The sequence below is a fragment of the Streptomyces sp. NPDC100445 genome (genome assembly GCF_044759735.1).
Lineage (GTDB): Bacteria > Actinomycetota > Actinomycetes > Streptomycetales > Streptomycetaceae > Streptomyces.
Genome location: NZ_JBIVZV010000001.1, coordinates 59,428 through 84,020, shown reverse-complemented (window position 1 = coordinate 84,020; position 24,593 = coordinate 59,428). Strand labels below are relative to the sequence as shown.

General features: G+C 66.9%; 16 protein-coding genes and 5 pseudogenes. 13 read left to right on the top strand and 8 right to left on the bottom strand.

Annotation, left to right across the window (positions count from 1 at the left end; translation table 11 throughout):
- Positions 1–164: 164 nt before the first annotated feature.
- The 6 genes and pseudogenes from ACIQVT_RS00300 to ACIQVT_RS00275 form a co-directional block, all read left to right on the top strand.
- Complete coding sequence (locus tag ACIQVT_RS00300; RefSeq protein WP_403745501.1) at positions 165–587, top strand: GNAT family N-acetyltransferase; 423 nt, start codon at positions 165–167, stop codon at positions 585–587.
- A 549-nt stretch (positions 588–1,136) separates the two neighbouring features.
- Positions 1,137–1,373, top strand: a complete 237-nt coding sequence (locus ACIQVT_RS00295; RefSeq protein WP_121785193.1) for a DUF397 domain-containing protein — start codon at positions 1,137–1,139, stop codon at positions 1,371–1,373.
- An 86-nt stretch (positions 1,374–1,459) separates the two neighbouring features.
- Positions 1,460–2,398 (top strand): helix-turn-helix domain-containing protein, encoded by a 939-nt coding sequence (locus ACIQVT_RS00290; RefSeq protein ID WP_403745499.1) that lies wholly within the window; start codon positions 1,460–1,462, stop codon positions 2,396–2,398.
- 57 nt (positions 2,399–2,455) lie between these two features.
- Positions 2,456–2,944: pseudogene (locus tag ACIQVT_RS00285) on the top strand (inositol monophosphatase family protein); the annotation flags it as partial.
- 126 nt (positions 2,945–3,070) lie between these two features.
- Positions 3,071–4,354, top strand: coding sequence for an ISAs1 family transposase (locus tag ACIQVT_RS00280; RefSeq protein WP_403745497.1), 1,284 nt, complete (start codon positions 3,071–3,073; stop codon positions 4,352–4,354).
- Positions 4,287–4,625: pseudogene (locus tag ACIQVT_RS00275) on the top strand (inositol monophosphatase family protein); the annotation flags it as partial. The gene ACIQVT_RS00280 and the pseudogene ACIQVT_RS00275, both read left to right, overlap by 68 nt.
- A gap of 201 nt (positions 4,626–4,826) precedes the next feature.
- On the opposite strand, the pseudogene ACIQVT_RS00270 reads toward ACIQVT_RS00275, so the two are convergent.
- Both ACIQVT_RS00270 and ACIQVT_RS00265 read right to left on the bottom strand, forming a co-directional pair.
- A pseudogene (locus tag ACIQVT_RS00270) lies at positions 4,827–4,953 on the bottom strand (IS5/IS1182 family transposase); the annotation flags it as partial.
- Between the two features lie 130 nt (positions 4,954–5,083).
- Positions 5,084–5,296, bottom strand: a complete 213-nt coding sequence (locus ACIQVT_RS00265) for a hypothetical protein (RefSeq protein ID WP_403745495.1) — start codon at positions 5,294–5,296, stop codon at positions 5,084–5,086.
- Between the two features lie 747 nt (positions 5,297–6,043).
- Between ACIQVT_RS00265 and ACIQVT_RS00260 the strand changes: the two genes are divergently transcribed.
- The 3 genes from ACIQVT_RS00260 (at position 6,044) to ACIQVT_RS00250 (ending at position 17,632) form a co-directional block, all read left to right on the top strand.
- Entirely contained in the window at positions 6,044–10,141 is a 4,098-nt protein-coding gene (locus tag ACIQVT_RS00260; protein WP_403745492.1) for a LamG-like jellyroll fold domain-containing protein, read from the top strand.
- Positions 10,142–10,281: 140 nt separating this feature from the next.
- Positions 10,282–17,166, top strand: a complete 6,885-nt coding sequence (locus ACIQVT_RS00255) for a polymorphic toxin-type HINT domain-containing protein (protein ID WP_403745490.1) — start codon at positions 10,282–10,284, stop codon at positions 17,164–17,166.
- 4 nt (positions 17,167–17,170) lie between these two features.
- Positions 17,171–17,632: a hypothetical protein gene (locus ACIQVT_RS00250; RefSeq protein WP_403745489.1), complete on the top strand. Its 462-nt coding sequence runs from the start codon at positions 17,171–17,173 to the stop codon at positions 17,630–17,632.
- A 131-nt stretch (positions 17,633–17,763) separates the two neighbouring features.
- Here the strand turns inward: ACIQVT_RS00250 and ACIQVT_RS00245 are convergent.
- The 6 genes and pseudogenes from ACIQVT_RS00245 to ACIQVT_RS00220 form a co-directional block, all read right to left on the bottom strand.
- Positions 17,764–19,031 (bottom strand): annotated as a pseudogene (locus tag ACIQVT_RS00245) (tyrosine-type recombinase/integrase).
- Positions 19,031–19,255 carry a helix-turn-helix domain-containing protein gene (locus ACIQVT_RS00240; RefSeq protein ID WP_403745488.1) on the bottom strand — a complete coding sequence of 75 codons (225 nt, stop codon included), beginning with the start codon at positions 19,253–19,255 and terminating at the stop codon, positions 19,031–19,033. Before ACIQVT_RS00240 ends, ACIQVT_RS00245 begins: the two are co-directional and overlap by 1 nt.
- A gap of 207 nt (positions 19,256–19,462) precedes the next feature.
- Entirely contained in the window at positions 19,463–20,230 is a 768-nt protein-coding gene (locus ACIQVT_RS00235) for a transposase (protein ID WP_403745486.1), read from the bottom strand.
- 191 nt (positions 20,231–20,421) lie between these two features.
- Positions 20,422–20,529: pseudogene (locus ACIQVT_RS00230) on the bottom strand (IS5/IS1182 family transposase); the annotation flags it as partial.
- 252 nt (positions 20,530–20,781) lie between these two features.
- A complete protein-coding gene (locus tag ACIQVT_RS00225) occupies positions 20,782–21,372 on the bottom strand; it encodes an HD family hydrolase (RefSeq protein WP_403745483.1) in 591 nt (196 codons plus the stop codon).
- 13 nt (positions 21,373–21,385) lie between these two features.
- On the bottom strand, positions 21,386–22,513 hold the full coding sequence (locus ACIQVT_RS00220; RefSeq protein WP_403747810.1) for a helix-turn-helix domain-containing protein: 1,128 nt from the start codon (positions 22,511–22,513) through the stop codon (positions 21,386–21,388).
- Positions 22,514–22,686: 173 nt separating this feature from the next.
- Between ACIQVT_RS00220 and ACIQVT_RS00215 the strand changes: the two genes are divergently transcribed.
- The 4 genes from ACIQVT_RS00215 to ACIQVT_RS00200 all read left to right on the top strand — a co-directional run bounded on the left by ACIQVT_RS00215 (position 22,687) and on the right by ACIQVT_RS00200 (position 24,536).
- The gene (locus ACIQVT_RS00215; protein WP_403745482.1) at positions 22,687–23,190 is read left to right on the top strand and encodes a hypothetical protein; all 504 of its coding nucleotides are present in this window, start codon (positions 22,687–22,689) and stop codon (positions 23,188–23,190) included.
- Positions 23,191–23,194: 4 nt separating this feature from the next.
- On the top strand, positions 23,195–23,731 hold the full coding sequence (locus tag ACIQVT_RS00210; protein ID WP_403745480.1) for an ATP-binding protein: 537 nt from the start codon (positions 23,195–23,197) through the stop codon (positions 23,729–23,731).
- 229 nt (positions 23,732–23,960) lie between these two features.
- The gene (locus ACIQVT_RS00205) at positions 23,961–24,173 is read left to right on the top strand and encodes a hypothetical protein (RefSeq protein ID WP_403745478.1); all 213 of its coding nucleotides are present in this window, start codon (positions 23,961–23,963) and stop codon (positions 24,171–24,173) included.
- Between the two features lie 231 nt (positions 24,174–24,404).
- Positions 24,405–24,536 carry a hypothetical protein gene (locus tag ACIQVT_RS00200; RefSeq protein ID WP_403745476.1) on the top strand — a complete coding sequence of 44 codons (132 nt, stop codon included), beginning with the start codon at positions 24,405–24,407 and terminating at the stop codon, positions 24,534–24,536.
- Positions 24,537–24,593 lie beyond the last annotated feature (57 nt).

Here is a 24,593-nt window from a genome sequence, read left to right as displayed (position 1 = left end):
CATGCGGCAGCAGCCCTCGGGGCTCTTGCTCTCGGCAGTCACCTCGACAGTGCAGCGGTGCCCGCGGTCCTGGCCGCGGCCATCGACGAGCACGGCGGGTGTGTCCCACTGCCCTATGGTCAAGGACAGTGCCGCATCGCCAGGGTCGGGGAAATTATCGCGGGATGCTGTATGCCACTCCGCCCATACGCTGGCTGCGCGCACATCCGCCGGCTCAGCGCAACGGCCTGATCCACTCACTCACCGAGATCGAGCTTCTCGCCGTCGCAGAGCCTTACCGCCACCACGGCATCGGTACAGCTCTGCTGGAGGAAACCGAGCACGCCGCACGCGCTGACGGAACCCGCCTGGCTCTCGCCAAGGTCCGGATCGGTGCCTTCCCCGTCATGCGCTGGTATCGCAGACGCGGATACACCGTCGCAGCCCAGGGTGAACCCGTTGTCTTCCGCACCCGACTCGGTGGACTCACCTCCTGTGACGACGGATCCGACGGTTACCAACTCGCCGTCAAGGCACTCCAGCCCGGAGAAACGATGCGCCGCGTGGCCAGGGGAGCCGACACGGTGCTCACCCTCGAACACGCCTGAACCCGGCCTCTGTGCGGCCAGCGCCTGCCGCTCGCCTCTGCGCAGGTCAAGCACCGATGGCAGTACTTGTCGCGAGTGTCGAGGCCGTGCGAAACACCCCTCGGTTCGCCTCCGAACGTGCCCTTCTCCTGCGGTCGGCCGCGCACGAGCACGGCAGCACCTTTGCACGAGGGCGTTGGCCCCGCACAGGACAACCACAGCTCGCGGTTCGAACGGATTTACCGCGTCGGTGGGCCGGCAGGAACGCGCACCACGCTGCCGACTGCTCCGATGACGGTCTCTCCCGTCTGCACGGGCCAAGGCGTCAGGCGAGCCTGCCCTTGAGCGTGGCCACCTGCCCATATGGGTGACAAGCGCACGCCTGAAGACCACTTTCGGGGGACACCGCGCAGCCCGTCGGAGCGGCTACGATCCTCGCACCCCACCCCATGCAATTGCATATGGGATTGCACTTCCCATGGTCCGGCAATGCAGCGGCCCGTGTGCGCAGAGCCTCGTGCTCCTCGCTCGGTGGGAGATGACGTCGACCGAAACGGGATGGTGACAGCAATGCAGTACCGCAACGGAGTTCCGGCCGGTGAGATCCAGGACGTGATGTGGTTCAAAAGCAGCCGCAGCAGTGCTCAAGGCGGCAACTGTGTCGAAGTGGCGGCTCTGCCGGGTGGGGGAGCGGCGATGCGTCACTCCCGTGACCCGCAGGGGCCGGCGCTGGTCTACACGGCCGAGGAGGTCGACGCGTTCCTCGTGGGAGTCAAGGCCGGCGAGTTCGACAGTCTGACTGGCTGAGCGCTCTGACGGCAACCGTCGGACATGCCCAGTCGGAGTCTGCGAAACTGGCCCCGGGTTCAAGGCTTTTTCGCAGGGGGGCGTGCATGTCCGACGGTTCTGCGGTGCGTGAGGACAGCGCTGAGCCTGCCGTTGTGCCGATCACCGGGCACAGTGCGCGGCCGGAGATCGCGGCCCGTCTGCTCGGTGAGACCTTGCGGCAGGCCCGCAAGGAGCGCAGCCTGTCGTTGCGTGACGTCGCTCCCGTGATCCGCGGGTCGGTGTCCAAGGTCAGCCGTCTGGAGCGGGGCGAGAGCCCTCCGCGGGAGCGGGACATCAGGGACCTGGTTGCCTTCTACCAGTTCTCGAGCGATCAGGCCCATGAGATCGAAGGGCTGTTGCAGCAGGCCAAGAACAACGCTTGGTGGCAGAAGTACGGTGACGTCACTCCCAATTGGCTCAGGCGTCTGATCGGTCTGGAAGCCGGGGCCACCCGCATCGCCTCCTACGAGAATCACGTGGTTCCCGGACTGCTGCAGACCCGCAGCTATATGCGCGCCCTTGTCTCCAACGGCCTGCCGGGCGCCAGCGCTGAGGAGATCGAGCGGCGTGTGAAGTTGCGCTTGGACCGGCAGCGGATCCTGTGGTCCCCCCGCCGGCCCAGCATCGTCGCGATGCTGGAAGAGGCGATCCTGCTGCGTCCGGTGGGCGGCCCCGGCGTGATGCGCGAGCAGCTCGACCACCTGATCGAACTCTCACAGCGAGACGGGATCAACATCCGGATCATCCCGTTCGAACGCAGCGCCAGTGTCGCCCCCAGTTACCCCATCACGCACCTGACGTTCGGCGACGGCGGACCGTCGGAGCTGGTCTACATCGAACTCATCGACAGCGCCATGTATCTCAGCCGGGCCGGCGAAATCGAGCAGTACAGGCAGGTGCTCCTGAATCTCCTCGCCGCCTCGGAACGCATGAGGGACAGCCGCGATCTGTTGGTGGAGGCGCGGGACCGTTACGCGGCCCGCACCGCCGATAGCGCCCTGTAGTGCTCTGACCGGGAAGGTACGCCGGGGCGGTAGCTTCGCCTCGATAGTCTGCACGGCGTGATCAACGCATACGCGGGCTTCGACGATGCTGCGGTCGCGATAACCGGAGCGCGGGCTGGCGCGGACGTGGTGCGCAATATGTACGGCCGGCGGCTCAAACGCATCGACAAGGGTGCCGGGGACTTTGCCACCGCCGCCGATGTGGAGGCTGAGATGATGATCCTCGGCGTCATCCGTGCCGCACGGCCCGATGACGCGGTGCTCGGCGAGGAAGGCGGGCAGCAGGGCGCCGCCAACGCTGTGCGCCAGTGGTTGGTGGATCCCTTGTGCGGCACGCTGAACTACGCCGTCGGCAACATGTTGGTGGCCGTCAACATGGCACTGCGCGACGGGGCGGCGGCCGTGGCCGACCCGTTCAGCGGCGAGGTTTTCTTCACCGACGGGCGAACCGCCTGGGGGCGGTACGACGGGGTCGACGACGCACCACTGACGCCCTCGCCCGCTACCCGATTGGTGGACGTCAACCTGGATCCGCCGTTCCCGAGCAGGGCGGTTGCAAGTTCCGGGATCGCGTAGATCGTCCGCGCCCAGGGGGAGTTGACGTGGCAGCAGCACAGGCACGAGACCGGTGATCATCAGGGTGTCTACGCCAGCTGATCACATCGAGGTCCCGTGCCTGCCGCTCCATCCTCCCCGGTCCCTGCCGTCCTGGCGAAACTGGGTGCCCTCCACCAGCACGACACCGGCCGTCTGCGCGCCCACCTCCAGCGGGTACCCGACCCGCGTTCGCGTCGCGGGCGGTGGTATCCCCTGGTCAGTTTGCTGCTGATCTGCGCCTGCGCAGTCGTCTCCGGAGCCCGGACCATCACCGAGATCACCGAGTGGGGACAGCGCGCCACCACCACGGTGCTGGAACAACTCGGCATCCGCCGGCACCTGCCCGGACGTCGACGCGCCCCGTCCCATGCCACCCTCACCCGGTTCCTGGCCGCCCTCGACGGCGATGCCCTGGACGCCGTGATCGGTGCCTACCTGGCCGAAGGCGACCACACCGGCGTCGGCGCCACCGGCTCGGCGCCACGGCCGGCGATCGCGGTGGACGGCAAGGCGCTGTCCGGCTCCGCGCACCGGCAGCAGCGCCACCGGCACCTGCTGTCCGCCGTCACCCACGGCCTCGCTGTCACCCTGGCCCAGCGGGAGGTGGGGGCCAAGACCAACGAAACGGCCGCCTTCCGCCCCCTGCTTCAACCACTCGATCTGGCCGGCACGGTGGTCACCTTCGACGCCCTGCACAGCGTCAAGGACCAGGTGCGCTGGCTGGTGCAGGAGAAGAAGGCCCACTACATCGCGGTGATCAAGGGAAACCAGCCGACCGCGTCGGCCCAGCTCAAGGCCCTGCCATGGGAACAAGTGCCCGTGGCGCACACCGTCTCCGGCACCGGGCACGGGCGGCGGGAGTCCCGCTCGGTCAAGACCATGGCCATCGCGGCGAGCCTGGGCGGGATCGCCTTCCCACAAGCGCGGCTGGCCTTGCGTATCCACCGGCGCCGCCAGGAGAGCGGCAAGCGGCAGACCAGGGAGACGGTCTACGCCGTCACCAGCCTCGATACCCACCAGGCCACCCAGCCGACCTGGGCGGATATGTGCGCGGGCACTGGGGAATCGAAAATTCCAGCCACCATGTCAGAGACGTGGTGTTCGCCGAGGACGCCTCCACCGTCCACACCGGCAGCGCGCCGCGGGCGATGGCCGCTCTGCGGAACCTGGCCATCGGCAGGCTGCGGCTGCTGGGAGCGGACAACATCGCCAAGACCACCCGAGCGATCCGAGACGCACCCGAACACGCCATCTGGATCTGGGGCATCACCGACAGCCCACTCCTACCGGGAACTTGAAGCCGCCCTGGTTCCCGAGTGCGCCCGGATTCCGGGCCGTGGATCTGCTGGCCCATCCTGATTTCGTCGAACGTTTTCGGCCTCGGGTCGTGTCCACGACGCTGGCGTTGGCCTGGGTTGCTGCCGGTAAGCGCGCCGCGTATGTCACCGATGGCGGCGACCTCTCCGGGAGCGTGCATTTCGCGGCCGGCATCGCTTTGTGCCGGGCTGCTGGCTGCGTCGTCACCGGCATCGACGGGGCCCCGATAGGTGAGGCAGGCCGTGGGCTTGTGGTCGCCGCCGATGACGAGACCCACAGGCTGCTGATGTCGATGATGCGCAGCCGAAGCTAATGCTGTGACCGCAGGGGTTTCGCCGGGCCGGGTCAGACTGCGGCTTCGAGAAGCCTGCCGCCCCAGCGGATGCCCTTCTCGCTGCGGATCCGGGCACGTCGCGAACGTCCAGTCCGTCGAGGAAAACGCGGACCTCGTGTTCTTCACGTACCCGGCTCCCGCGGCCATGCGTGAGGACCTGCATCAGTTCGGTCACCCGGCGCCGGTGCGGTCCACGTACAAGATCGCGTCCGTGATGTGGTGCAGGTCGTGTTCCGGCGGCCGGCCGAAGTCCCCTGGGTCTGCCGCGACGCTCGAAGTGCCGGGCCGTAAAGAACCGTTTGATCAATCCCCAGCAGGCGTCGGACGGATCACTCTGATATGGGCGTCACGTCGGCAGGCTTCCGGCGTACCGCCGTGGCCCAAGTGCGCCCAGACACCCAGTGATGAGAAGGGCTTGGACGAAAGGACCTTCGCGGCTATCGCAGCACCTGCTTGTGCCGGCGGTGGCGCGGGATGACCAGGCCGGTACCGCGGTAGCCGCTGTCGGCGATCACCATGGGGTGCCGCCGGCAGTGGTTGCGGTTGCCTTGCTGTGGCTTGCCGATGGCGATGGCGGCGAGGCGGGGGTCTGTGTCGAGGACCACCTGGTGGTTGGTGGCGCAGCGGTAGTCCTTGCTGAGGATGGCCACGGCCCGGTCGCCGGTGGGGACCAGCGTGCCGTCCGCGTCGACGATCCGGGCGGGCGCCGACTGGAGATGACCCTTGCAGGTCGCCTCAGAGGCGCTGGGCAGTCCACTCTGATGTCTGCCAGCATCTGCCGACCGGCTCGTCCGTCCGGCCGGTCAGCGTAGGGAGCGAGGCGACCAGCGGGGCCACAGCTCAGCCGGAGCAGAGGCTCCTGACCGCGCGGCCCGTCCGGTCAGCGAGATCACGGAAGGCCCGTGGTACCGGCAAAATCCACTTTGCGGAGTACGAGGTCGGGACCTCGTGCCGTCCGTTCAGTGTGCTGTGAGGAAAGCTACTCAAATGTCGGCTAGGAACCATTTACGGCGATGGATGCCCGCACTCGACCGCCATTGATGTGACTCACGGCACTAGATGTTCTGGGTTCTTTGGCTCCTCTGTGGCGTGATGCCCGCTTGTGGCCACCTAGACCTGTGCTTGATCTCTTGTTTACCGTCGTGTGCACGATCTGTAAGAGATCGGTCACAGCGGGGGCAGGGTCTGGGGAGGCCCTGTGGGGAGGGTGTGTCATGCCTGTGCGGAGACGATGGAGCTTCACTGGTGCTGCGGTGTGTGCCGCAGTGTTATTGGGCCTGCTTCCGTCAGCAAACGCGGCCAGTGCTGCCGACAGCAAGACGTCGGCCGGTCAGGCGTTACATGCCTTGGATGCGGGAGATACCGGAACAGCTTCCGCTGCCACCGAGGCTGAGGCGGTGTCCCGCGCCAAGCAGACAGGCCAGCCCGTGGAGATCGCCTCTCTGAGAGGGGAGAGCAGCGAGGTCTTCGCCGACCCGGACGGCAAGCTTCAGGCGCGCGAGCACCTGCGCCCCGTGCGCGCACGCGTCGATGGTGTGTGGAAGCCCATCGATACCGACCTCGCACAGATGGACGACGGGATGGTCGCGCCGAAGGCCACAACCATCGGCCTGAAATTTTCCGGCGGTGGCGATGGCCCGATGGTGAGAATGACCAAGGCCGGGCGTGAACTGACCTTATCGTGGCCGGGGAAGCTGCCCGCTCCTCAGCTTCAAGGGGACACGGCCACCTACCCGGACGTCTTGACGGGTGTCGACCTGCGGTTGGGTGCACAACAGGACGGCTTCACCCAGCTCTTGGTCGTTAAGTCGGCCGAGGCGGCTTCCAGCAAGGAACTGGCCGAACTGCGCCTGAGACTGAATGCCGACGGCATGGAGGTGAAGGAGACCGGCGCCGGTGGTCTCCAGGCCGTGGACAAGGGCGCCGGCGGTACGGTGTTCGAGGCGGCGCAGCCGCTGATGTGGGACTCCAGCACAGGCGCCTCGACGCAGAAAGCGGCGACTGCGCAACCCTTGGCACACTCCAAGGCGGCGAGGAGCTCTACCGACGACGTAGAGCCCGGCGCGACCGAGTCGGGCAAGCTGGCTCCCGTCGATGTGGAGGTTCCTCCCAGCCAGGATGCGCTTGTGCTGAGGCCGGACACCGAGGTCCTCCGCGGAAAGGACACCGTGTATCCGGTGTTCATCGACCCCAAGTGGGACGCGCCCAAGGCCACATCCTGGACCGTGGCGTCGAAGTACTGGGCGTCGTCCCCGCAGTGGAAGTTCAACGGTGACCCGGACGCCGGCATGGGCTACTGCGGCTGGTACTACTGCAAGCCCTACGACACGAAGCGGCTCTTCTACCAGATTCCCGTCTCGAAGTACGCGGGCAAGGACGTCCTGTCGGCCGAGTTCGTCGTACGTGACACGTGGTCGGCCTCCTGCAGCGCGCGCAGTGTCCAGCTGTGGCGGACGAAAGGCATCTCGTCCTCGACGACATGGAACTCCCAGAACGAGTCCGGCTTCTGGATCGACCAGCTGGGGACCAAGTCGTTCGCCTACGGATTCGAAGGATGCGCGGCAAAGGACGCCGAGTTCGATGTCAGATCGGCCGTGCAGCAGGCCGTCGACAAGAAGTGGCCGACGATGACCTTCGGCCTCCGGGCCGGCGACGAGTCCGACGAGTACGGATGGAAGCGATTCTCCGACGACGCCTATCTGCGAGTGAAGTACAACCGGCCGCCGCAGCAGATCAAGATGTCGCAGCTGGAGATGGAGTACGGCGGTACATGCAAGAAGCCGTCGGACGCTCCGCGGATACGCACCCTGGGCAAGATCTACGCGAACGACGTCATCGATCCCGACGGTGATGCCCTGGCGGTGCAGTTCCAGGCGAAGTGGGACGCCGGAGACGGCAAGGGCACGATCGCTCGCTGGAAGCCGCCACTGACCACCTACAAGAAGTCGGCCTCGAACTTCGCGGTCTCGCTGCCCTCGTCGATCCCGTCCAACAAGACGGTGAGCTGGTACGTCCGCTCCTACGACAGCGCGCAGTACTCGCCGTGGTCGTACACCGGAGGCTCGACCGGCTGCTACTTCGTCTACGACACCTCCGTGCCCAAGGCGCCGGCCATCTCGTCCGGCGAGTACCCGGCGTCAGACCCCGAGAACCCCGATGACCCGTGGTTTGACGGCGTGGGGAAATACGGGTCCTTCGAACTCAAGGGCGCCAACAGCGATGTGACGAAGTACTACTTCGGCGTCAACGAAGACCCGTCGTCCAAGAACACCCTCACCACGTCGGCAGGTGCTGCGAGAACCGCGAAGGTGCTTCCGTCCAAGCCGGGACTGAACTTCGTGACCGCCAAGGCGTTCGATGCGGCGGGCAACGCCAGTGAGATCCGCACGTATCGCTTCCGCGTCAAGACCGGACAACCGGAGCGCGGGATGTGGCAACTGGACGATTCCGCCGGTGCACCAACGGCTGAAGGGACGGCACCCGAACGCACGGTACTGCTGGGTGGCGGAGCCAAACCGAACGTCCCCGGAGCCAAGGGCACGGCGGTGTCGTTCGACGGGGTGGACGACTATGCAGCCACCGACATTCCCGTCATCGACACTTCGGGAAGTTTCTCAGTCTCGGCCTGGGTCAAGCTTGCCGCCGTCCCCGACCATGCGGCCGTCGCGGTGACCCAGCCCGGGAACAACTCGCCCGGCTTCGAGATCTACTACTCCGCGGGTTACGACCGATGGGTGTTCAGCCAACACACCTCCGACACGCCCGGTTCGAGCAGTGTGACGGCCATGGCCTCCACCGGGGGCGCAGTGAAAGCCGGCGAATGGACCCACCTGGTGGGCACCTACAGCTCCGGCAGCGACGAACTGAAGCTGTACATCAACAACCAGCTCGCGGGCACGGCCAACTACAGCTCCCCCTGGGACGCACGGCGAGGCCTACAGTTCGGCGCGGCAAGCCTCAACGGCAGCCGAACGAACTTCTTCCCCGGCGCGATCGACGAGGTGCAGATCTTCGACAAGCCGCTCTCGGCTGCCGAGGTGACCCAGCTGTACGGCAAGTCGTCCCTCACCGCGGGCCGCCCAGCCCGGGCAGCGTTCGCGATGGACGAACCGGCCGATGCCACCCAGTTGACCGGCAGGGCAGAGGTACCGGACGCCACCCTCATGAACGGCGCCAAGCCCGGGCAGACCGGCATCGCCGGCAAAGCGCTGACACTGGACGGAACCGACGACTACGCCACCACCGGACGGCCGGTCCTGAACAACCAGAGCAGCTTCGCCATCTCCGCCTGGGCGAAACTGCCCAAGACCAAACCCGACCACGCGGCGATCGTCGCCACCCAGGCAGGCGCCCACCGCGCGGGTCTGGAGCTGTACTACTCCAAGACCTACGACCGGTGGGCGGCCAACGAGTACTCCGCCGACTCCACCGACGCCACCCCCATCCGCGCCATGCAAGCAGACGGACAGACCGCCTACGGCGACACCTGGACCCACCTGGTCGCGGTGCACGACACGGTCGCCGACAAACTGATCCTGTACGTCAACGGCACCAAGGCCGGAGAAACAGACCTCCAGGCCAACTGGTACGCGGGCGGCGCGGTACAGATAGGCGCAGGCTCCTACGACGGCCAGCCCGGCTCATTCTTCCCCGGCCAGATCGACGACATCCGGCTCTTCGACCGGCCCACGTCCGCGCAGGAGATCCAGCAACTGTTCCGACAGCGGCCGTTGGTCAAGGGGCGCTGGACGTTCGAGACGGCATCCGGCTCGCCGCTCGTGACACCCGACGCCTCCGCGTCGGAAAACGGTATGACCCTCTTCGGCGGCGCCCACCTCGACGCCGGCTGGGTCGACGGCGGCGTCACCCTCGACGGCGTCAACGACTACGGAACGACATCCACCGTGCCCGTGGACACCAGCGCCAGCTTCACCGTCACCGCATGGGCCCAGGCGGCAGCGATCCCCAGCAAGGGCGTGACCCTGCTCAGTGTCCCCGGCGCAACCCAGAGCGCCTTCACGGTCCGCTACGAACCCAGCAACACACCAGGCTCCGACCCGGGGCGATGGCGCATCGCGATGGCCTCGGCCGACAGCAGCAGCGCCACCCTCACTCAGGTCGACAACAGCCAGTTCTACAGCCCCACCGAATGGACGCACCTGGCTCTGGTCTACGACGGCTTCTCCAAACACCTGACGCTGTACGTCAATGGTGAGCAGGAAGAAGTCGTCTGCAAGGACGCCGACGGTGACGGGGACGCAGACGACTCCTCGTGCACGGACAAGCTGTCCTGGGCAGACGACGTACTGGCCTTCAAAGCGGCACAGCCTATGCAACTCGGCCGGGCCAAGACCGGAACGACTACCTGGGGCGAGTATTGGCCGGGCGCTGTCTCCGGCGTGTGGGCCTTCCAAGGCACATTGTCAGACGCGCAGATCGAGACGCTGGCCACGGGACAGCCCGGAATGGCAACCGACGTTCCTGGCAGCGGCTGAAAGAGCGCTGGGCCCTCGTCGGCAGGGCCCCCACCCCGGCCGCGCCCGGGCTCCCTTTCCCGGCATGGCATCCAACTTCACTTCCGCCACCGTGCGCTTGGCACCCACGCGGAGCACCGCAGCGAAGGACGAAGGACACGATGAACGGCAGATCGAGCAGGCAGTTCGCAAGAATGCGGCGATGCCTCGCACTGGCCTCGGCCACGGTCATGGTGGGCACGCTCCTGCAGGGAGTGACGCAGCCGGCTCTCGCCGCCGACAACGGCAAGGGGCGACCCGCCCTGCCCACCTCCGAGCGCCCGGTCGCCACCACGACGGGCAAGGTCAAGCCGCGCCCCGTGATGAAGGGGCCGCGGACGCCGCAGACAGTTCCCGATGCCACCTGGCCCAAGGCGGCGTCGACGGTACTGCGCCTCCCCGACGCCAGTACGGGAATCCCCACGGCCTCCGTTCGTGCCCACGGTCTGCCGCTGACACTCGACACCCAGGGCACGGCCCGGAAAAAACCCTTCCGCGGGAATGTCGAGGCACGCCTGCTCAGCCACAAGGCGGCACAGAAAGCCGGCGTCGACGGCCTGTTGTTCACCCTGAATCCTTCCAAGACCGAGACGAAGGCCGGGCAGGCGGGCCGCGTCCAGGCCCAACTCGACTACTCCGGCTTCGCCGACGCCTACGGCGGCGGTTACGCCTCCCGTCTCACCATCGTCGAGCTCCCCGCTTGCGCACTCACCACACCGGACAAGGCTGCCTGCCACTCCACGAAACCGCTCACCACAGTCAATGACGCGGAGAAGCAGACCCTGACCGCGCGGAACGTGAGCCTGACTGCCGGAACGACCACAGTGCTCGCGGCTGTTTCCGGCACGGGAAGCGCGCAGAGCGACTACAAGGCGACATCGCTCTCCCCCTCGGCGACCTGGAACACGAGCCTCAACACCGGCGACTTCACCTGGTCCTACGACATGCCGGCCCCCGCCGTCCCCGGTGGACTCGCCCCCAAAGTAGGCCTGTCCTACTCCTCCGGATCAGTCGACGGTCGTACGAGCAACACCAACAACCAGGCGTCCTGGGTGGGAGACGGCTTCGACCTGTGGTCCGGCTACATCGAGCGCCGCTACAAACCATGCTCCGACGACGGCGTCAAGCACGCGGACGGCAGTAAGCCGGGCGACCTGTGCTGGGGTTATGACAACGCCTTCATCACCTTCAACGGCAAGGGCGGCGAACTCGTCCCCAATGGCAAGGACTCCTGGAAGCTCAAGGAGGACGACGGCACGAAGATCGACCACCTGACGTCCAGCGACCGTGGCAACGGTGACGACAACAACGAGTACTGGCGGCTCACCACACCGGACGGCACCAAGTACTACTTCGGCTACAACCGCCTACCCGGTTGGACCGACGGGAAGGAAACCACCGACTCCACCTGGACCGCACCCGTCTTCGGCGACGACTCCGACGAACCCTGCCACGCCGCCACCTTCGCCGACTCCTACTGCCAGCAGGCCTGGCGCTGGAACCTCGACTACGCGGTCGACGTCCACGGCAACGCCATCGCCTACTACTACGACAAGGAAACCAACTCCTACGGCCGCAACCTCGAGGCCAAGGACAACACCCGTTACGTACGTGGCGGCACCCTCGACCGCATCGAATACGGACTGAAATCCTCGTCCGTATACAGCACCAAGTCCCTCGCCAAGGTCAACTTCACCAGCAGTGAGCGCTGCCTGCCGGACCCCCACACGACCTGCTCGGACATCTCCGCCGACGCCTTCTACTGGTACGACACACCCTGGGACCTGAACTGCGACACCGGCAAGGACTGCGACAAGGGCCGCTTCGCACCAGTGTTCTTCACCCGCAAGCGGCTCACCGAAGTCACCACCCAGGTCTACAACGGCACCACCTACCACGACGTCGATTCGTGGAAACTGGCCCACCGCTGGGGAATGTCCGACACCGACTACCAGTTGCTGCTCGACTCCGTCCAGCACACTGGACGCGCCACTGACCCGGCGATCGCCCTGCCCAAGACCACCTTCGCCTACACCCAGCTCGCCAACCGGCTGGACAAGACCGGCGACGGCTACCCGCCCTTCATCAAGGACCGCCTCTCCACGGTCGCTGACGAATTCGGCGGCCAGATCGACGTCAACTACTCCGCTGCGGCCTGCGACTGGGACACTCTGCCCACGCCCGAGACCAACACCACCCGCTGCTACCCGCAATACATCGGCGGCGGCTCGACAGACGACCCCGAACGGAAATGGTTCAACAAGTACGTCGTCACCTCCGTCACTGCCACCGACCGCACCGGCGGCTCGCCTGACCAGGTCACTCGCTACGAATATCTCGACGGCGCGGCCTGGCACTACGACGATGACGACGGTCTGACCAAGGAGAAGTCCAAGACCTGGTCCCAGTGGCGTGGGTACGGGCACGTCCGTGTCCGCACCGGCGGCCAGGGCGGCGCCTCCGCCATGAAGAGCCAGCAGGACAGCTACTTCCTGCGCGGCATGGACGGGGACCGTAAGAACACCAGTGGCGGTACCAAGACCGTCGCCCTCACCCTCGGCGACGGCGAAGGCGACCCGATCACCGATGAGGCACAGGCCACCGGCTTCAACTACAAGACGGTCACCTACTCCGGCCCCGACGGCACGATCCTGGCCAAGACCGTCAACAGGCCCTGGCATCACGAGACAGCGAAGAAGGAAAGGGACTGGGGCACCGTTACCGCCAACTTCACCCGCACCGCCAGCTCTAAAACCTGGACCTCCCTGGACGACGGTGCCGGCACCTCCTGGCGCACCACGTCCACGGCCACGACCTACGACACCGTCGCCGGACGCGCCACACAGATCGACGACGCCGGTGACAGCAGCACCAAGATCGACAACACCTGCACTCGCACGACCTACGCCACGAACTCCACCGCCAACATCCTCACCCTGCCCTCCCGGGTCGAGACGGTGGCGACGTCCTGCTCCGACACGGCTGTCCGGCCGGACGACGTGATCTCAGACGTGCGCACGGCCTACGACGGCGGCGCCTACGACGCAGCTCCTACCAGGGGAGACCCGACCAACACCGCGGTCCTCAAGCAGTACGACGGCGCCACCGCCGTCTACCTGGAGTCCGGCACCACCTACGACGATTACGGACGCCAGCGCGCCACTACCGACCTGACCGCGGACGTCAAGGTGACCGCTGCCGGAGCCCTCACGCGCACCGCGCGCCCCGACGGCCTGACCACCACCACCGCACCGGAGCCCACCACCGGCTTCGCAACCAAGATTACCGTCACCACACCGCCGGCCAAGACGGGTGACTCGACCACCGCACAGACCACCAGCGTCACCTATGACGTCCTGCGCAACCTGCCGCAGGCCCAGACCGACACCAACGGCAAGGTGACGAGCTTCGCCTACGACGCGCTGGGCCGCTCCACCAAGGTGTGGCTCGCCGATCGCCTCACCGGCCAGACACCGTCCTACGAGTTCACCTACACCAACAGCGACAAGGGCCCAGTGGCCGTCGGCACCAAGACCCTCGGCAACAACGGGGAGCAGCGAACTTCCTACACTCTCTACGACGGCCTCCTACGACCGTGCCAGACCCAGGACCCCGGCCCGAACGGCGGCAGCCTGCTGGCCGACACCTTCTACGACGAACGCGGCCTGGTGGCCAAGGAATTCCAGACGTACTTCTCTCAGAAGCTGCCGACGACCGTTCTGACCGAACCGAAGGACGCCCTCGACGTCGAAACCCAGAACCGCTACACCTACGACGGCCTGGGACGGCAGACCGAGGCCAGACAGATCGCGGGCAACGGCGACGGCGGACCGGTGCTGTCCACCAGCAGCGCCATCTACCGCGGAGATCGCACCACCGTGATCCCGCCCGAGGGCGGCACCGCCACCACCACCCTTGTCGACGCACGGGGCCGCACCACGGCACTGCGCCAACTCCACGCAAGAAACGCCGACGCCGCCTACGACACCACCAACTACGAATACACACCACGCGGCGAACTGAAGAAGGTCACCGACCCTGCGGGCAACACCTGGTCGTACGCCTACGACCTGCTCGGCCAGCAGATCAAGGCAACCGACCCCGACAAGGGCACCACGCTCAGTACCTATGACGACCGCGGCCAGCTGACGACCAGCGACGACGCCCGCCCCGACACCACCACCGACGACCGCCCGGACACACCGAAGCTGTGGTACGGCTACGACAACCTCGGCCGCAAGACCGAGGTGAGGGAGAAGTCCCCCACCGGCACCCTGCACGCCCAATGGGTCTACGACACCGTCAGCGGCGCCAAGGGCCAGCTCGCCGAATCCACCCGCTACGACGGCAGCAACGCCTATACCAATAAGGTCGTCGCCTTCGACCGCCTCTACCGGCCGCTGCGCACCTCGGTCACCATCCCGGCCGCAGAAAAGGAACTGGCCGGCACGTACATCTCAACCACCTCCTACAAGGTCTCGGGGCTCACAGCCGGCATCGGCTATCCGAAGGCGGGCGCCCTGACCGCAGCAACCGTCGCCTACACCTACGACGACGCCACCCTGCGCCCGACCGCCCTTGATGGAAGCCAGGGCATCAAGGCAACCACGAGCTACAGCCTCACCGGCAAACCCCTGCAGTTCGAACTGTCCAACAACGCTGGTAAACACGTCTGGGCCACCAACGCCTATGAATGGGGCACCCAACGCCTCGCCACGTCTCGCGTCGACCGCCAGGACATCACAGGTGTCGACCAGAACAGCACGTACCACTACGACGAAACCGGCAACATCTCATCCGTGTCGGATGTTTCCCGCGACGGCACCGACACCCAGTGCTTCACCTATGACTATTTGCGTCGCCTGACCGAAGCATGGACGCAGAACACCACCGCCTGCGCCGCAGCCGGCAGCAGCCTGGGCGGACCGGCCCCCTACTGGCACTCCTACACCTACGACCTGGTCGGCAATCGCCGCACCCAGACGGTCCACGACCTCACGGGCGACGCCACCAAGAACACCAAGCAGACCTACACCTACCCCGACCCGGGCAAGACCCTGCCGCACGCCCTGACCTCGGTGACGACCACCGGGCCCACCAGCACCATCCAGGACAGTTTCGAGTACGACGAGACCGGTAACACCACGACCCGCACCCTGAACGGGGACGCCCAGAACCTCACCTGGGACCCGGAAGGTCACCTCGCCAAGGTGACGGCGGGCGGCAAGACCACCGACTACGTCTACGACACTGCAGGCAACCGGCTCATCGCCCGCACGCCCACCGCAACCACCCTCTACCTCGGCGCCACCGAGATCACCCTCCCCAAGGGCAGCAGCACCCCCAGAGCCACTCGCTACTTCGACCTCGGCGGTGGAAACCAAGCCGTCCAACAGGACGACGGCACCGTCTCGTTCACCCTCGCCGACCATCACGGCACCGCCCAACTCGCTGTCGATGCAAGCACGCAGAAGCTCACCCAGCGCCGCACCCTGCCCTTCGGCGGCACCCGAGGAAACAAGCCGACCACCTGGCCGGGCACCAAAGGCTTCGTCGGCGGCACCGACGACACCAAGGACACCGGCCTCACCCACCTCGGCGCCCGCGAATACGACCCGACGACCGGCCGGTTCATCAGCGTCGACCCGGTCATGACCGCGACCGACCCACAAAGCCTGAACGCCTACGCCTACGCCAACAACAGCCCCGTCACAAGCAGCGACCCATCCGGTCTCTGCATGGCCGACCTGTGCGGCATCGGCTACCCCATCGGCGGTACCGGCTCGGGCGGCCGAAAGAAGGAATATGTCAAGAAGGCGCCACGCGGCGCCGGTGGAGTAGGAGCTCCCGGATACAGCGGAGCCGGGTACACGGCCCCCCTGCCGGCTGCCGCCAACGGCGACTCGAACAACATGGTCAAGATCCACGACGAGTGGAACGTCAAAATCTACCCCGGCGTCTACATGCCGGCCGACAACCCCCATGTCAACGAGGTCGCCGCACGATTCAACAAGTGGGTCAACTACGTCTGCAACGCGGGCCCCGGCGACTACAACTGTATGGCCCCCGGCGACGGCGAATCCGATCCGAACGCCTACCAGCGGGTCAAGGGCAAGATGTTCTCCTGCGATTCCGGATGGGATTGCGGAGATAACTGGTTCAACCCCGTCGACCTGGTCACTGCCGGCGTGAACAGCGGCCTCATCGGCGGCAACGGACAAGCCAGCCGGGTGGCCGGCCGCGGGGCCCGCAGAGGCGCGTCGACCGGCGGCCCGTGCAGTTTCGACCCTGACACCCCGGTCCTCATGGCGGACGGCAAGTCCAAGCGGATCGGCAAGGTGAAACCTGGCGACCGCGTCGAAAGCGCAGACCCTAGGGACGGAAAGCATAAAGGGCTTCGTAAGGTCACCGCTGCTTTCGTCAACCATGACGACGACCTGGTCAATGTGCACGTACGGGGTTCCGACGGAAAGAACCTGACGTTCCGCACCACCTCCCTTCACCCCTTCTGGGACGACACAACCCACACCTGGGTACAGGCCAGCAAGCTCAAGCCGGGCCACCTCCTCAACACCGCTGCTGACGAGCACGTCCGGATCATCGCCGTCACAGTTCGCACCGGCGCCGCGGACATGTACAACCTCACTGTCAGCGACCTCCACACGTACTATGTGCTGGCGGGGGCCACTCCGGTCCTGGTTCACAATTCCGGTCCGAATTGTGGAGTGCCAGCTGGCGGCAAAAATGGAGACCGTCTCGGCGGCGAGGATTTCCACGGAAGTGACTACAGTCTCGACGAGATGGTTGAGTTCGTGAACGGGCACACGGGTGGGGGGAATCCGGCAATGGGGCGTCCGTCTGCCACGGAAGTTGAGACGACGCTTCGACAGGCCGGCCCGCGCCAGTTGGACGGGCAGAACTCGTCAAGGTTTGACCACAATGGCGTCCGCGTAATTATCAACTGGGATATGCCGTGGAAGTCCACGTCGTATTACCCTGGCAGGTGAATGAATGAATACTAGCGAGCGAGGCGAATGGCTCGGATGCTTCCTGACGGATATGGATATTCGTCGACTGGAAGGCGTCTCAGTTCCAGTCGCCCCGGAGCGGGCTCTAGGGCTAGTTGAGCTGCTGGAGAGCTGGCGCAATCACGTTCTCAGGATCGAGGCAGAGGTTGGGCTACCAGATTCTGACAGGACGGTGTGGGGCGTCTATGATTTGATTGCCGCCCTCGCGCTCAGAAGCTTCGTATTTCGTGGCATGAAAAACATCGACTCGAATTTCCTTGAGGGATTCAGATTGGCACTCGATGATGTCGACTCCAGATTTACGCAGCTCACTGAAATTGATGAATCTGGAATTGTTCGTCGCCTCGATGGTGGTGAGCGATCGAATGGCGAATGGTGGTGGGATCGAGTTCCCCGGGTTGGCCCGATCCGTCGAGATGTAGAGCGATTCAAATCGTCATCGTGACCCAATTTCGAACTGTTGAAATGAAGAGGACTCGATGGTGGTCCTAGGGTTTCATCAGTAAATCTGAAGCCCCACCGGATTAATTTCCGGTGGGGCTTCAGGTGTGTTTGACGGCAACGGTGACGGCAACGTCAGCGGACGACGGCTGCGGCGGGTGGGTCATTGGGGTCGTCGGTAAGGCCGAGTACGTGGCCCAGAGCGTCGATGGCCTGGCGTTGGAGGCGGAGTCGGACGTGGGCGTAGACGCCGATGTGGGCGCGGCCGAGGAGTTCCTTGATGACGACGAGATCGACGCCTTGTTCCAGGAGCAGGGTGGCGGTCGAGTGCCGGAGGTCGTGGAAGCGGATCGTCCGAAGGCCAGCGCTGTGGAGGACGCGACGGAAGCGGCGGGTGAGGTTGCCGGGGTCGAGGGGGCCGCCCTTCACGGTCGTGAAGACGAGCCCGTTGTCCGTCCAGCCCGCTCTGGCCGCCTGACGCTCTTCCTGCCGCCGATCCTGGTGGATCTTCAGGGAGGTGATGCACTCGGTGGGGAGCGCGATGCGGCGTTCGGAGGCGAGGGTCTTGGTGTGCAGGACGGTCAGGCCCTGGCTGCGGGTGCGCTGGAGGGAGCGGTGGATGGTTGCGGTGCCGCCATCGAGGTCGAGGTCTTCCCAGTGGAGGCCGAGGAGTTCGCCCTTGCGGAGTCCGGTGCGGAGGGCGAGTTCGTACAGAGCATGAAGCCGATCGTCGCCGGCCGACTGGAGGAACTGCCGGGCTTCGGCGGCGGTGAGGGGCTGGAAGCGCCGGGGGCGGGGCGTGGTGGTCTTGACGTTGCGGGCGACGTTGCGTGGCAGTTCGTCTTCGGGACGGCGTGTTCCAGGGCGGATTTGAGGACCGCGTGGACGTACGTCACGGTCAGCGGTGACAGCCGCTTCTCGCAGCACTGCCCGATGGCGCAGCAGGACCGCCGGTGGGTGTCGCGTCCCTGGGCGCAGCACTGGCAGGTGGTGCGGAGTCCGTCGAGGAAGATGCGGACGTCGCGGGTCGTGAGTCGGGCGAGCTTCTTTGCGCTGAGGCGGGGGTTGAGGTGGAGGCGGATGGAGGCGGCGTAGCGGGTGTGGGTGTTCTCCCGCAGACGGTGCACGGCGACGCCGTCCAGCCAGTACGCGAGGTAGGCGCTCACGGTACTGTCGGCCGCCGCGACGGGGAGGCCGCGGTTGCTGGCGGCGATCTTCTCGGTGAGCTTGGTCATCGCGTCTTTACGGGTAGCGCCGTAGACGCGGACGCGCTTTCGGGTATTGCCGGGGGCCAGCACGTATCCGGCGGCTTCCCAGCGTCCGTCCTTGCGCTGGTAGACGGTCCCGTCGCCGTTCGCACGGGTACGGGAGCGGCGAGGCGGAGTAGGGCGTGGTGTGGTTATCAGGCGGCGTCCTGTTTGAGGCGGGTGCGGATGAAGTCGGTGAGGGCGTGGGTGGGGATGCGGCGGGCGCGGCCGAGGGTGATCGAGGCGAGCTGGCCGGTGCGGAGCAGGTCGTAGACGGCGGAGCGGCCGATCTGGAGGCGGACCATCACCTGGGGCACTGTGAGGAGAGCCAGGGCCGGGACCGCTTCGGTGCGGAGGACGGTGGGCGGGGGCGAGGCCATCAACAGCCCCCTTCGGCCGCGAACTGCCGTTCCAGTTCCTTGCGGTGCCAGACGGAGGCGGCGAGGAGGCTCGCGCCGGGGCTGTAGCCCGAGCCGAGGTAGTCCCAATGTTCGACGACGAGCGTGGTCTTCGGGTCGGGCTCAGGGAGGCCGGCGTGGGCGCGGGCCTGTTCGGTGCGCTAGAGGTTGTCCCGTAAGGGGTGTGAGTTATCCAGTGAGGGCCAGGTTGTGGAGCCGGGCGATGCCGAGCATCGCCTGATGAACGCCGTTGCCTTTGAGGCGGCAGTCCCGCAGGATCTTCCAGTTCTTCAACCGTGACGGAGCGCGTTCGACCCGGGCTCGCGCCGGGCGGTGGACGGCGTTCTCCGCTTCCTGCTGCGGGCTGAGGCGGGTCTGACGTCGTCGCTTGCGGTGTGGGATGAGAAGGCCGGTGCCCTGGTATCCGCCGTCGGCGATGGTCGGGGCTCCGCGGCAGGTCTGGTCCACGCCGGACTCGGTGAAGGCCCGGCAGTCGTTGCGGCTGCCGGGCAGCGGGAGGTCGATCGCGACGACCAGGCGGCTGTTGGCGTCGATGACGACCTGGAGGTTGGTCGAGTACCGGTAGTTCTTGCTCGAGGCGGCGATGCCGCGGTCGCGGGTGGGCACCAAGGTGCCGTCGACGATGTAGACGGTGTCCTTGCGCGGCCGTCGGGCCGGCGAGATGGCCAGCAAGGGCGACAGGTGATCGAGAATGCGGTCGGCCGCAGACTTCGAGATGCCGAACAGTGGCGCCACCTGCCGCAATGTGAGGTTCGTGCGCCAGTACGTCGCCACCAGTAGTACCCGGTCTTCCAGCGGCAGTCGCCAGGGACGACCGCGTTGGACATCGCCGCCACGGCGCCGCACCAGCGCCACCAGCCTGGCGAACTGCACCTCGGTCAGCCCGGAGAACGGCTCGATCCACTTCGGATCATCCGCAGAGATCACCCCACCCATACCCAACCAACGCACCAACCACCTACTGGTTACGGGACAACCTCTAGGGGTTCTGGTGGTGCGTCCAGCCTCACATCCTGGTGCTGTGGTGGACGCAGTGGTGAGCGGTGTTCGTGGACGGCAGCGTGGCCCGCGGACGCGGTCGGTGCGCTGCACAGAACACCGGTGAGAGCGACGGCGATGGCCGGAACAACGGTGCGGCGGTGGTCGGCCCATCGCCGGCCGCGGACCGGATCGGTCGGCATCAGCGGCTCGATCCGGTCCCACACCGCATCAGTGATCACTAATCGGACGGACACATCCGATCAACTGACCAACCCATCAAATAGACACGCTCTAGGAGCTGCCGCCCGTTGGCCTTGCGTCCGCCCACCGCTCCAGCAGCCGCGCCCACTGCTCGCTGCGCTCGGGGTTGGCTGGCTGGCTCATAAGGTTCCGGATCGCCTTGTTGATGTCGTCTGCGGATGTGCAGGCGAGCCCGCAGTGTGGGGGACGGGTGGGCATACCACCAGGTTATGGGCCAGGTCTGGCACTCGCCCGGGCCTGGTGGTTCAGCGCGGTGTCTCGCCGAGCGCGGTCCGCAGCCAGTCAAGGGAGCCGGTTTCGAGTACGGCGTCCGCCAGGGCCTGGCCGCTCTTGGTGGTGATCCGGCCGCGGCTGTTGTCGATCCACCGTTGCGCGTTGACGTATCCCTGATCGCGGTACTCGATGCCCTGGATCATGCACTCCAGCTTGTCCGCGTCCCTGGCGCAGGTGGCCTCGGGGCTCTCCTTGGCTTCGTACTCGCCGACGAGGGCGCGGATGGCGTCGGCCAGGCCCTCGGGCATGCCGGCGACCTGGTCGGCGGTGATGGCGCGCGGGTCCACCTCGCCCTGCGTGTACTTCTTGCCCAGGTGGTTGACATCGCCGGTGCGGGTCTCCTGGGAGTCGTGCCACACGGAGAGGAACGCGGCCCGGGCTGGGTCGGCGCCCTCCAGTTGGGCGATGATCGTTGCGATGAGGGCGGTGCGCCAGGAGTGATCCGCTACTGTCTCCGGGTCCTTGACGCCGGCCATCCACCACCCGGAGCGCTTGGTGTTCTTGAGCGTCCCCGCCTCGTACAGGAAGCGCGCTACCGCCGTCAGGTCCTGGTCGTTGGACACGGTCGGGCTCCTCTCACGCCTCGGCGAGGCGGATCGCGTACTGGATGCTCTCCAGCTCCCGCCGCGCGCGCGACGAGAGGTCCCCGTTATCCAACATGATCGGAAGCCTCTCGCGTAGGGTGCGGGCGGCCTGGCCGGACCGGAGCAGGTTGGGGCGGACCTGGAGCAGGGCCCACACGCTGTGGATGTTGAGGTCCACGTAACCGTGCTGAGGGGCGATGCCTGCCACGAGGTGGGCGAGGAGCCTGTCACCGTGCCAGTGGCCCAGGGTTCCGTCCGCGATGAAGTCGTCCGAAAGCTGGGGCACGGGTGCCTCTCCCACCCAGTACGCCCAGTACGCCAGGTTGGCGGCCTCGCCGGGGTCATCGTCCTGCAGGGCGGTGTCGATGAAGTGGGCCATGCGGTCACGGTCGCCGTGGCGAGCGGCGACCGCGGCCACGGAGCGGTTGTTGAGCCAGGCCGTCAGCCAGTCGTCGGGGCGTTCAGTGCGCTGCTGGTGGGCCAGCCAGTCGGCTGTGTCCGCCTCCCGGTCGTACCCGGACAGGTAGAGGGCCTGGCGGCGCAGCAGGAACTGCCCGGGCCCGCGCGCCTGTTCTGCCGTAGCCCGCATGGTCTTGAAGAAGGCTTGCCGTTCGGTCGCGGTGAGCTGGGGCCCGGTCGGGGCGGGGCCTCGGCGGGCGCGGGCCGGCCGGGGTAGGGCGCGGACGGAGCCGGGGGCAATGCCGTTGAGCGGCCACACCAGGACTTCCGCGAGCTCCCGCTGCATGACCATGGCGCCCAGCGGGCTCTCCTCGACGGGGGTGTCCTCGTCCAGGACGCTGGCCAGCAGCACGTCCGCCTCCAGGGCCCGCTCCAGAGCCTGGAGCAGGACGGGGGAGGTGTCCATCTGCATGAGCTGGTGGCGTAAGCCGAGCATCTGGCCGATAGGCACAGCCGTGAGGGGACGGCGACCGGTCTCCCACCCGGCGATCGTGTCCGTGGACACCCTGAGCCGCTCGGCCGTCTCGTCCTGGGTGTAACCCTGCTGCTCGCGGATCACCCGCAGGACGTACCCGCTGAGCAGGCCCGTCCGAGGCCGCGCAGCCTGGCCCGTACCCCTGGTCAGGGTTTGCCGAGAACTTGGCTGCATGAGCAGTCCAATCCTGGTGGTTTGCCCGTAACCACCTGTACTCGTGGTCAGTTCAGGGGTAGCGCGGGACTACGTACGGTCGTGGCTGTCCCTGAATCAGGCTACTTGGGAGGCCGCGAGACATGGGTTTCGTTCAGCAGGTTCACCACCAGTCGGTGTCACCACCAGATGGCAGAAGCGACGTTGTGAGTGGCGCCGAGCGTCGCCTGGCCGTCGAGCACTGGCTCCTCACGGCGACCGAGGACCGGGACCGGGCCCGGTGGGAGTGGAAGACGGACGGGGTGGCGCTCCTGCGCTGCGGGGGCATTTTCGGCGCTGTCCGTATCAGGGCCGCCCTGGTGCACGTGGTGGCCGGTACGGACGTCTCCCGGGACGTGGACGCGTACCCGTACCGGGCCCTGCTCGGCGGCCTCGTCTTCGCGGATCTGACGACCCTGCGCTACTACGTGCTGGTGGGTAACACCACCGGCCTGCGCGAGGAGTGGGAGCAGGCCCGGGACGACACGGAGTTCATGGGGCGCGGCCACTTTCTGGGCGTGCCGGCGTTGGACGCTACCAGCCCGGACCACGGCCATTACTGGTGCGTGGAGATGGACAGCGCCGCAGACCTGGCCGCTTCGGACGCCGTTTCACAGCTCGTCCACACGGGCCGCTACCGGCTCGCCGGTGAGACACCGCGTTATGGGTGATCTGGTGCTTCGCGACATTGCGCCCCTGGCCGAGGTGCCTACCGCGACCCGTAGCCTGCCACGCCTGCCGGAGTCCGTACCCGTCGCCCGTCGCCTCGTGCGGCAGGCCCTGGCCGACTGGCAGCTGACCGGCCTGATCGACGTGGCCGAGCTGGTGGTCACGGAGCTGGTGACCAACTCCGTGCGGCACGCCCCATCCACGACGATCCGGGTGACGGTCCGTCGCCTGGCCGCCGGAATGGTGCAGGTGGCCGTCGTTGACATGAGCCGTGCCCTGCCGGCGCTGCTGCCGTCCACGGAGGATGCCGTGGACGGCCGGGGACTGGCCATCATCGACGCCGTCTCGACCAAGTGGGGCACTGACCTGCTGCCGTGGGGCAAACGCGTCTGGGCCGACCTAGACCCCGAGCAACCGCCAGCCGGACAGCCGACCCCCACCGTCCCGATATACGCCACCCCTCAGGCCCAAGCGCTGTACGCGTTCTTAGTGATCGCGCTCGGCGTGCTGCTCGCCCTGGCCGTCGTCTCCGACACGCCGTGACAGCGTGGTTCACCGGCGACTGCTGGCGCTGCGAGGCCGCCGACGTGCCCGTTGTGTGGGTCGGCCCGATTCAGGCGGAGGGCCAGCACGCCCCCTCAACCTGTGCGCCCCCTGCCTGGACGCCGTGGGGCGCAGGTTCTGGCAGCACGTGATGGGCCGCCGCCCCTGCCCCACCTCAGCCTCCGGCTGCGAGGACAACGCCGGCCGCCCCCACGTACCGAGGAGCACCATGCACCCCCAGCACGGTAGGACCGCCACCCCCGCACAGGTCGTGTCCCTGTCGTTCACCGGCTTGGGTATCCGGGCCCACGCCGACGGCCGGACCGGCCGCGAGGCGTGGCGGCTCATCCGCGAACGGCACCCGCGCCTGGCGCTGGCCGCCGGCGCCTACGCCCTCATGCTGGGCGGCCTGGCTGCGGCGGCCGTGGTGCGCCTGCTGTGACCCGCCTCTGAACCCCCGCCCCCGCCGGCATGGCGCGAGGGAAAGTCCGGCGCCCGGCCTCCCGCCTCCTCCCCGCGGAAGGTCCCGGCCCGGGGCGGGCCATCTTCCCGGCGTCTTCTGGGGGTGACCGTCGCCGGGACCAGGGCCCCGGCCGCCCGTACGGCTGGGGCCCCTCAGGCCCCCGGGAGGCACCCCGCCTCACGGGTCATCACCGAGTGAAGGGATCGAGTCATGTCGAAGGCCAAGGAAGCCGCGGAGACCACGGAGCAGGTCGCCGAGGCGACCTCTGTAGAGGACCTCGTCGACACCGCCGCCGTCGTCCGCAGTGAGGACGTGGAGCAGCAGGAGTGCTTTACCTTCTGACCGGCTCAGCGGCCGCCCGGTCACCTGGTGGCCGGGCGCCCGTCCCATGCGCACCCC

Excerpts from the sequence above, each read along its gene's own strand:
- ACIQVT_RS00250 (WP_403745489.1), top strand. The coding sequence starts at position 17,171 with ATGAATACTAGCGAGCGAGGCGAATGGCTCGGATGCTTCCTGACGGAT.
- ACIQVT_RS00255 (WP_403745490.1), top strand. The coding sequence starts at position 10,282 with ATGAACGGCAGATCGAGCAGGCAGTTCGCAAGAATGCGGCGATGCCTC.
- ACIQVT_RS00200 (WP_403745476.1), top strand. The coding sequence starts at position 24,405 with ATGTCGAAGGCCAAGGAAGCCGCGGAGACCACGGAGCAGGTCGCCGAG.
- ACIQVT_RS00300 (WP_403745501.1), top strand. The coding sequence starts at position 165 with ATGCTGTATGCCACTCCGCCCATACGCTGGCTGCGCGCACATCCGCCG.
- ACIQVT_RS00240 (WP_403745488.1), bottom strand. The coding sequence starts at position 19,255 with ATGGCCTCGCCCCCGCCCACCGTCCTCCGCACCGAAGCGGTCCCGGCC.
- ACIQVT_RS00235 (WP_403745486.1), bottom strand. The coding sequence starts at position 20,230 with ATGGGTGGGGTGATCTCTGCGGATGATCCGAAGTGGATCGAGCCGTTC.
- ACIQVT_RS00295 (WP_121785193.1), top strand. The coding sequence starts at position 1,137 with ATGCAGTACCGCAACGGAGTTCCGGCCGGTGAGATCCAGGACGTGATG.
- ACIQVT_RS00205 (WP_403745478.1), top strand. The coding sequence starts at position 23,961 with ATGCACCCCCAGCACGGTAGGACCGCCACCCCCGCACAGGTCGTGTCC.
- ACIQVT_RS00290 (WP_403745499.1), top strand. The coding sequence starts at position 1,460 with ATGTCCGACGGTTCTGCGGTGCGTGAGGACAGCGCTGAGCCTGCCGTT.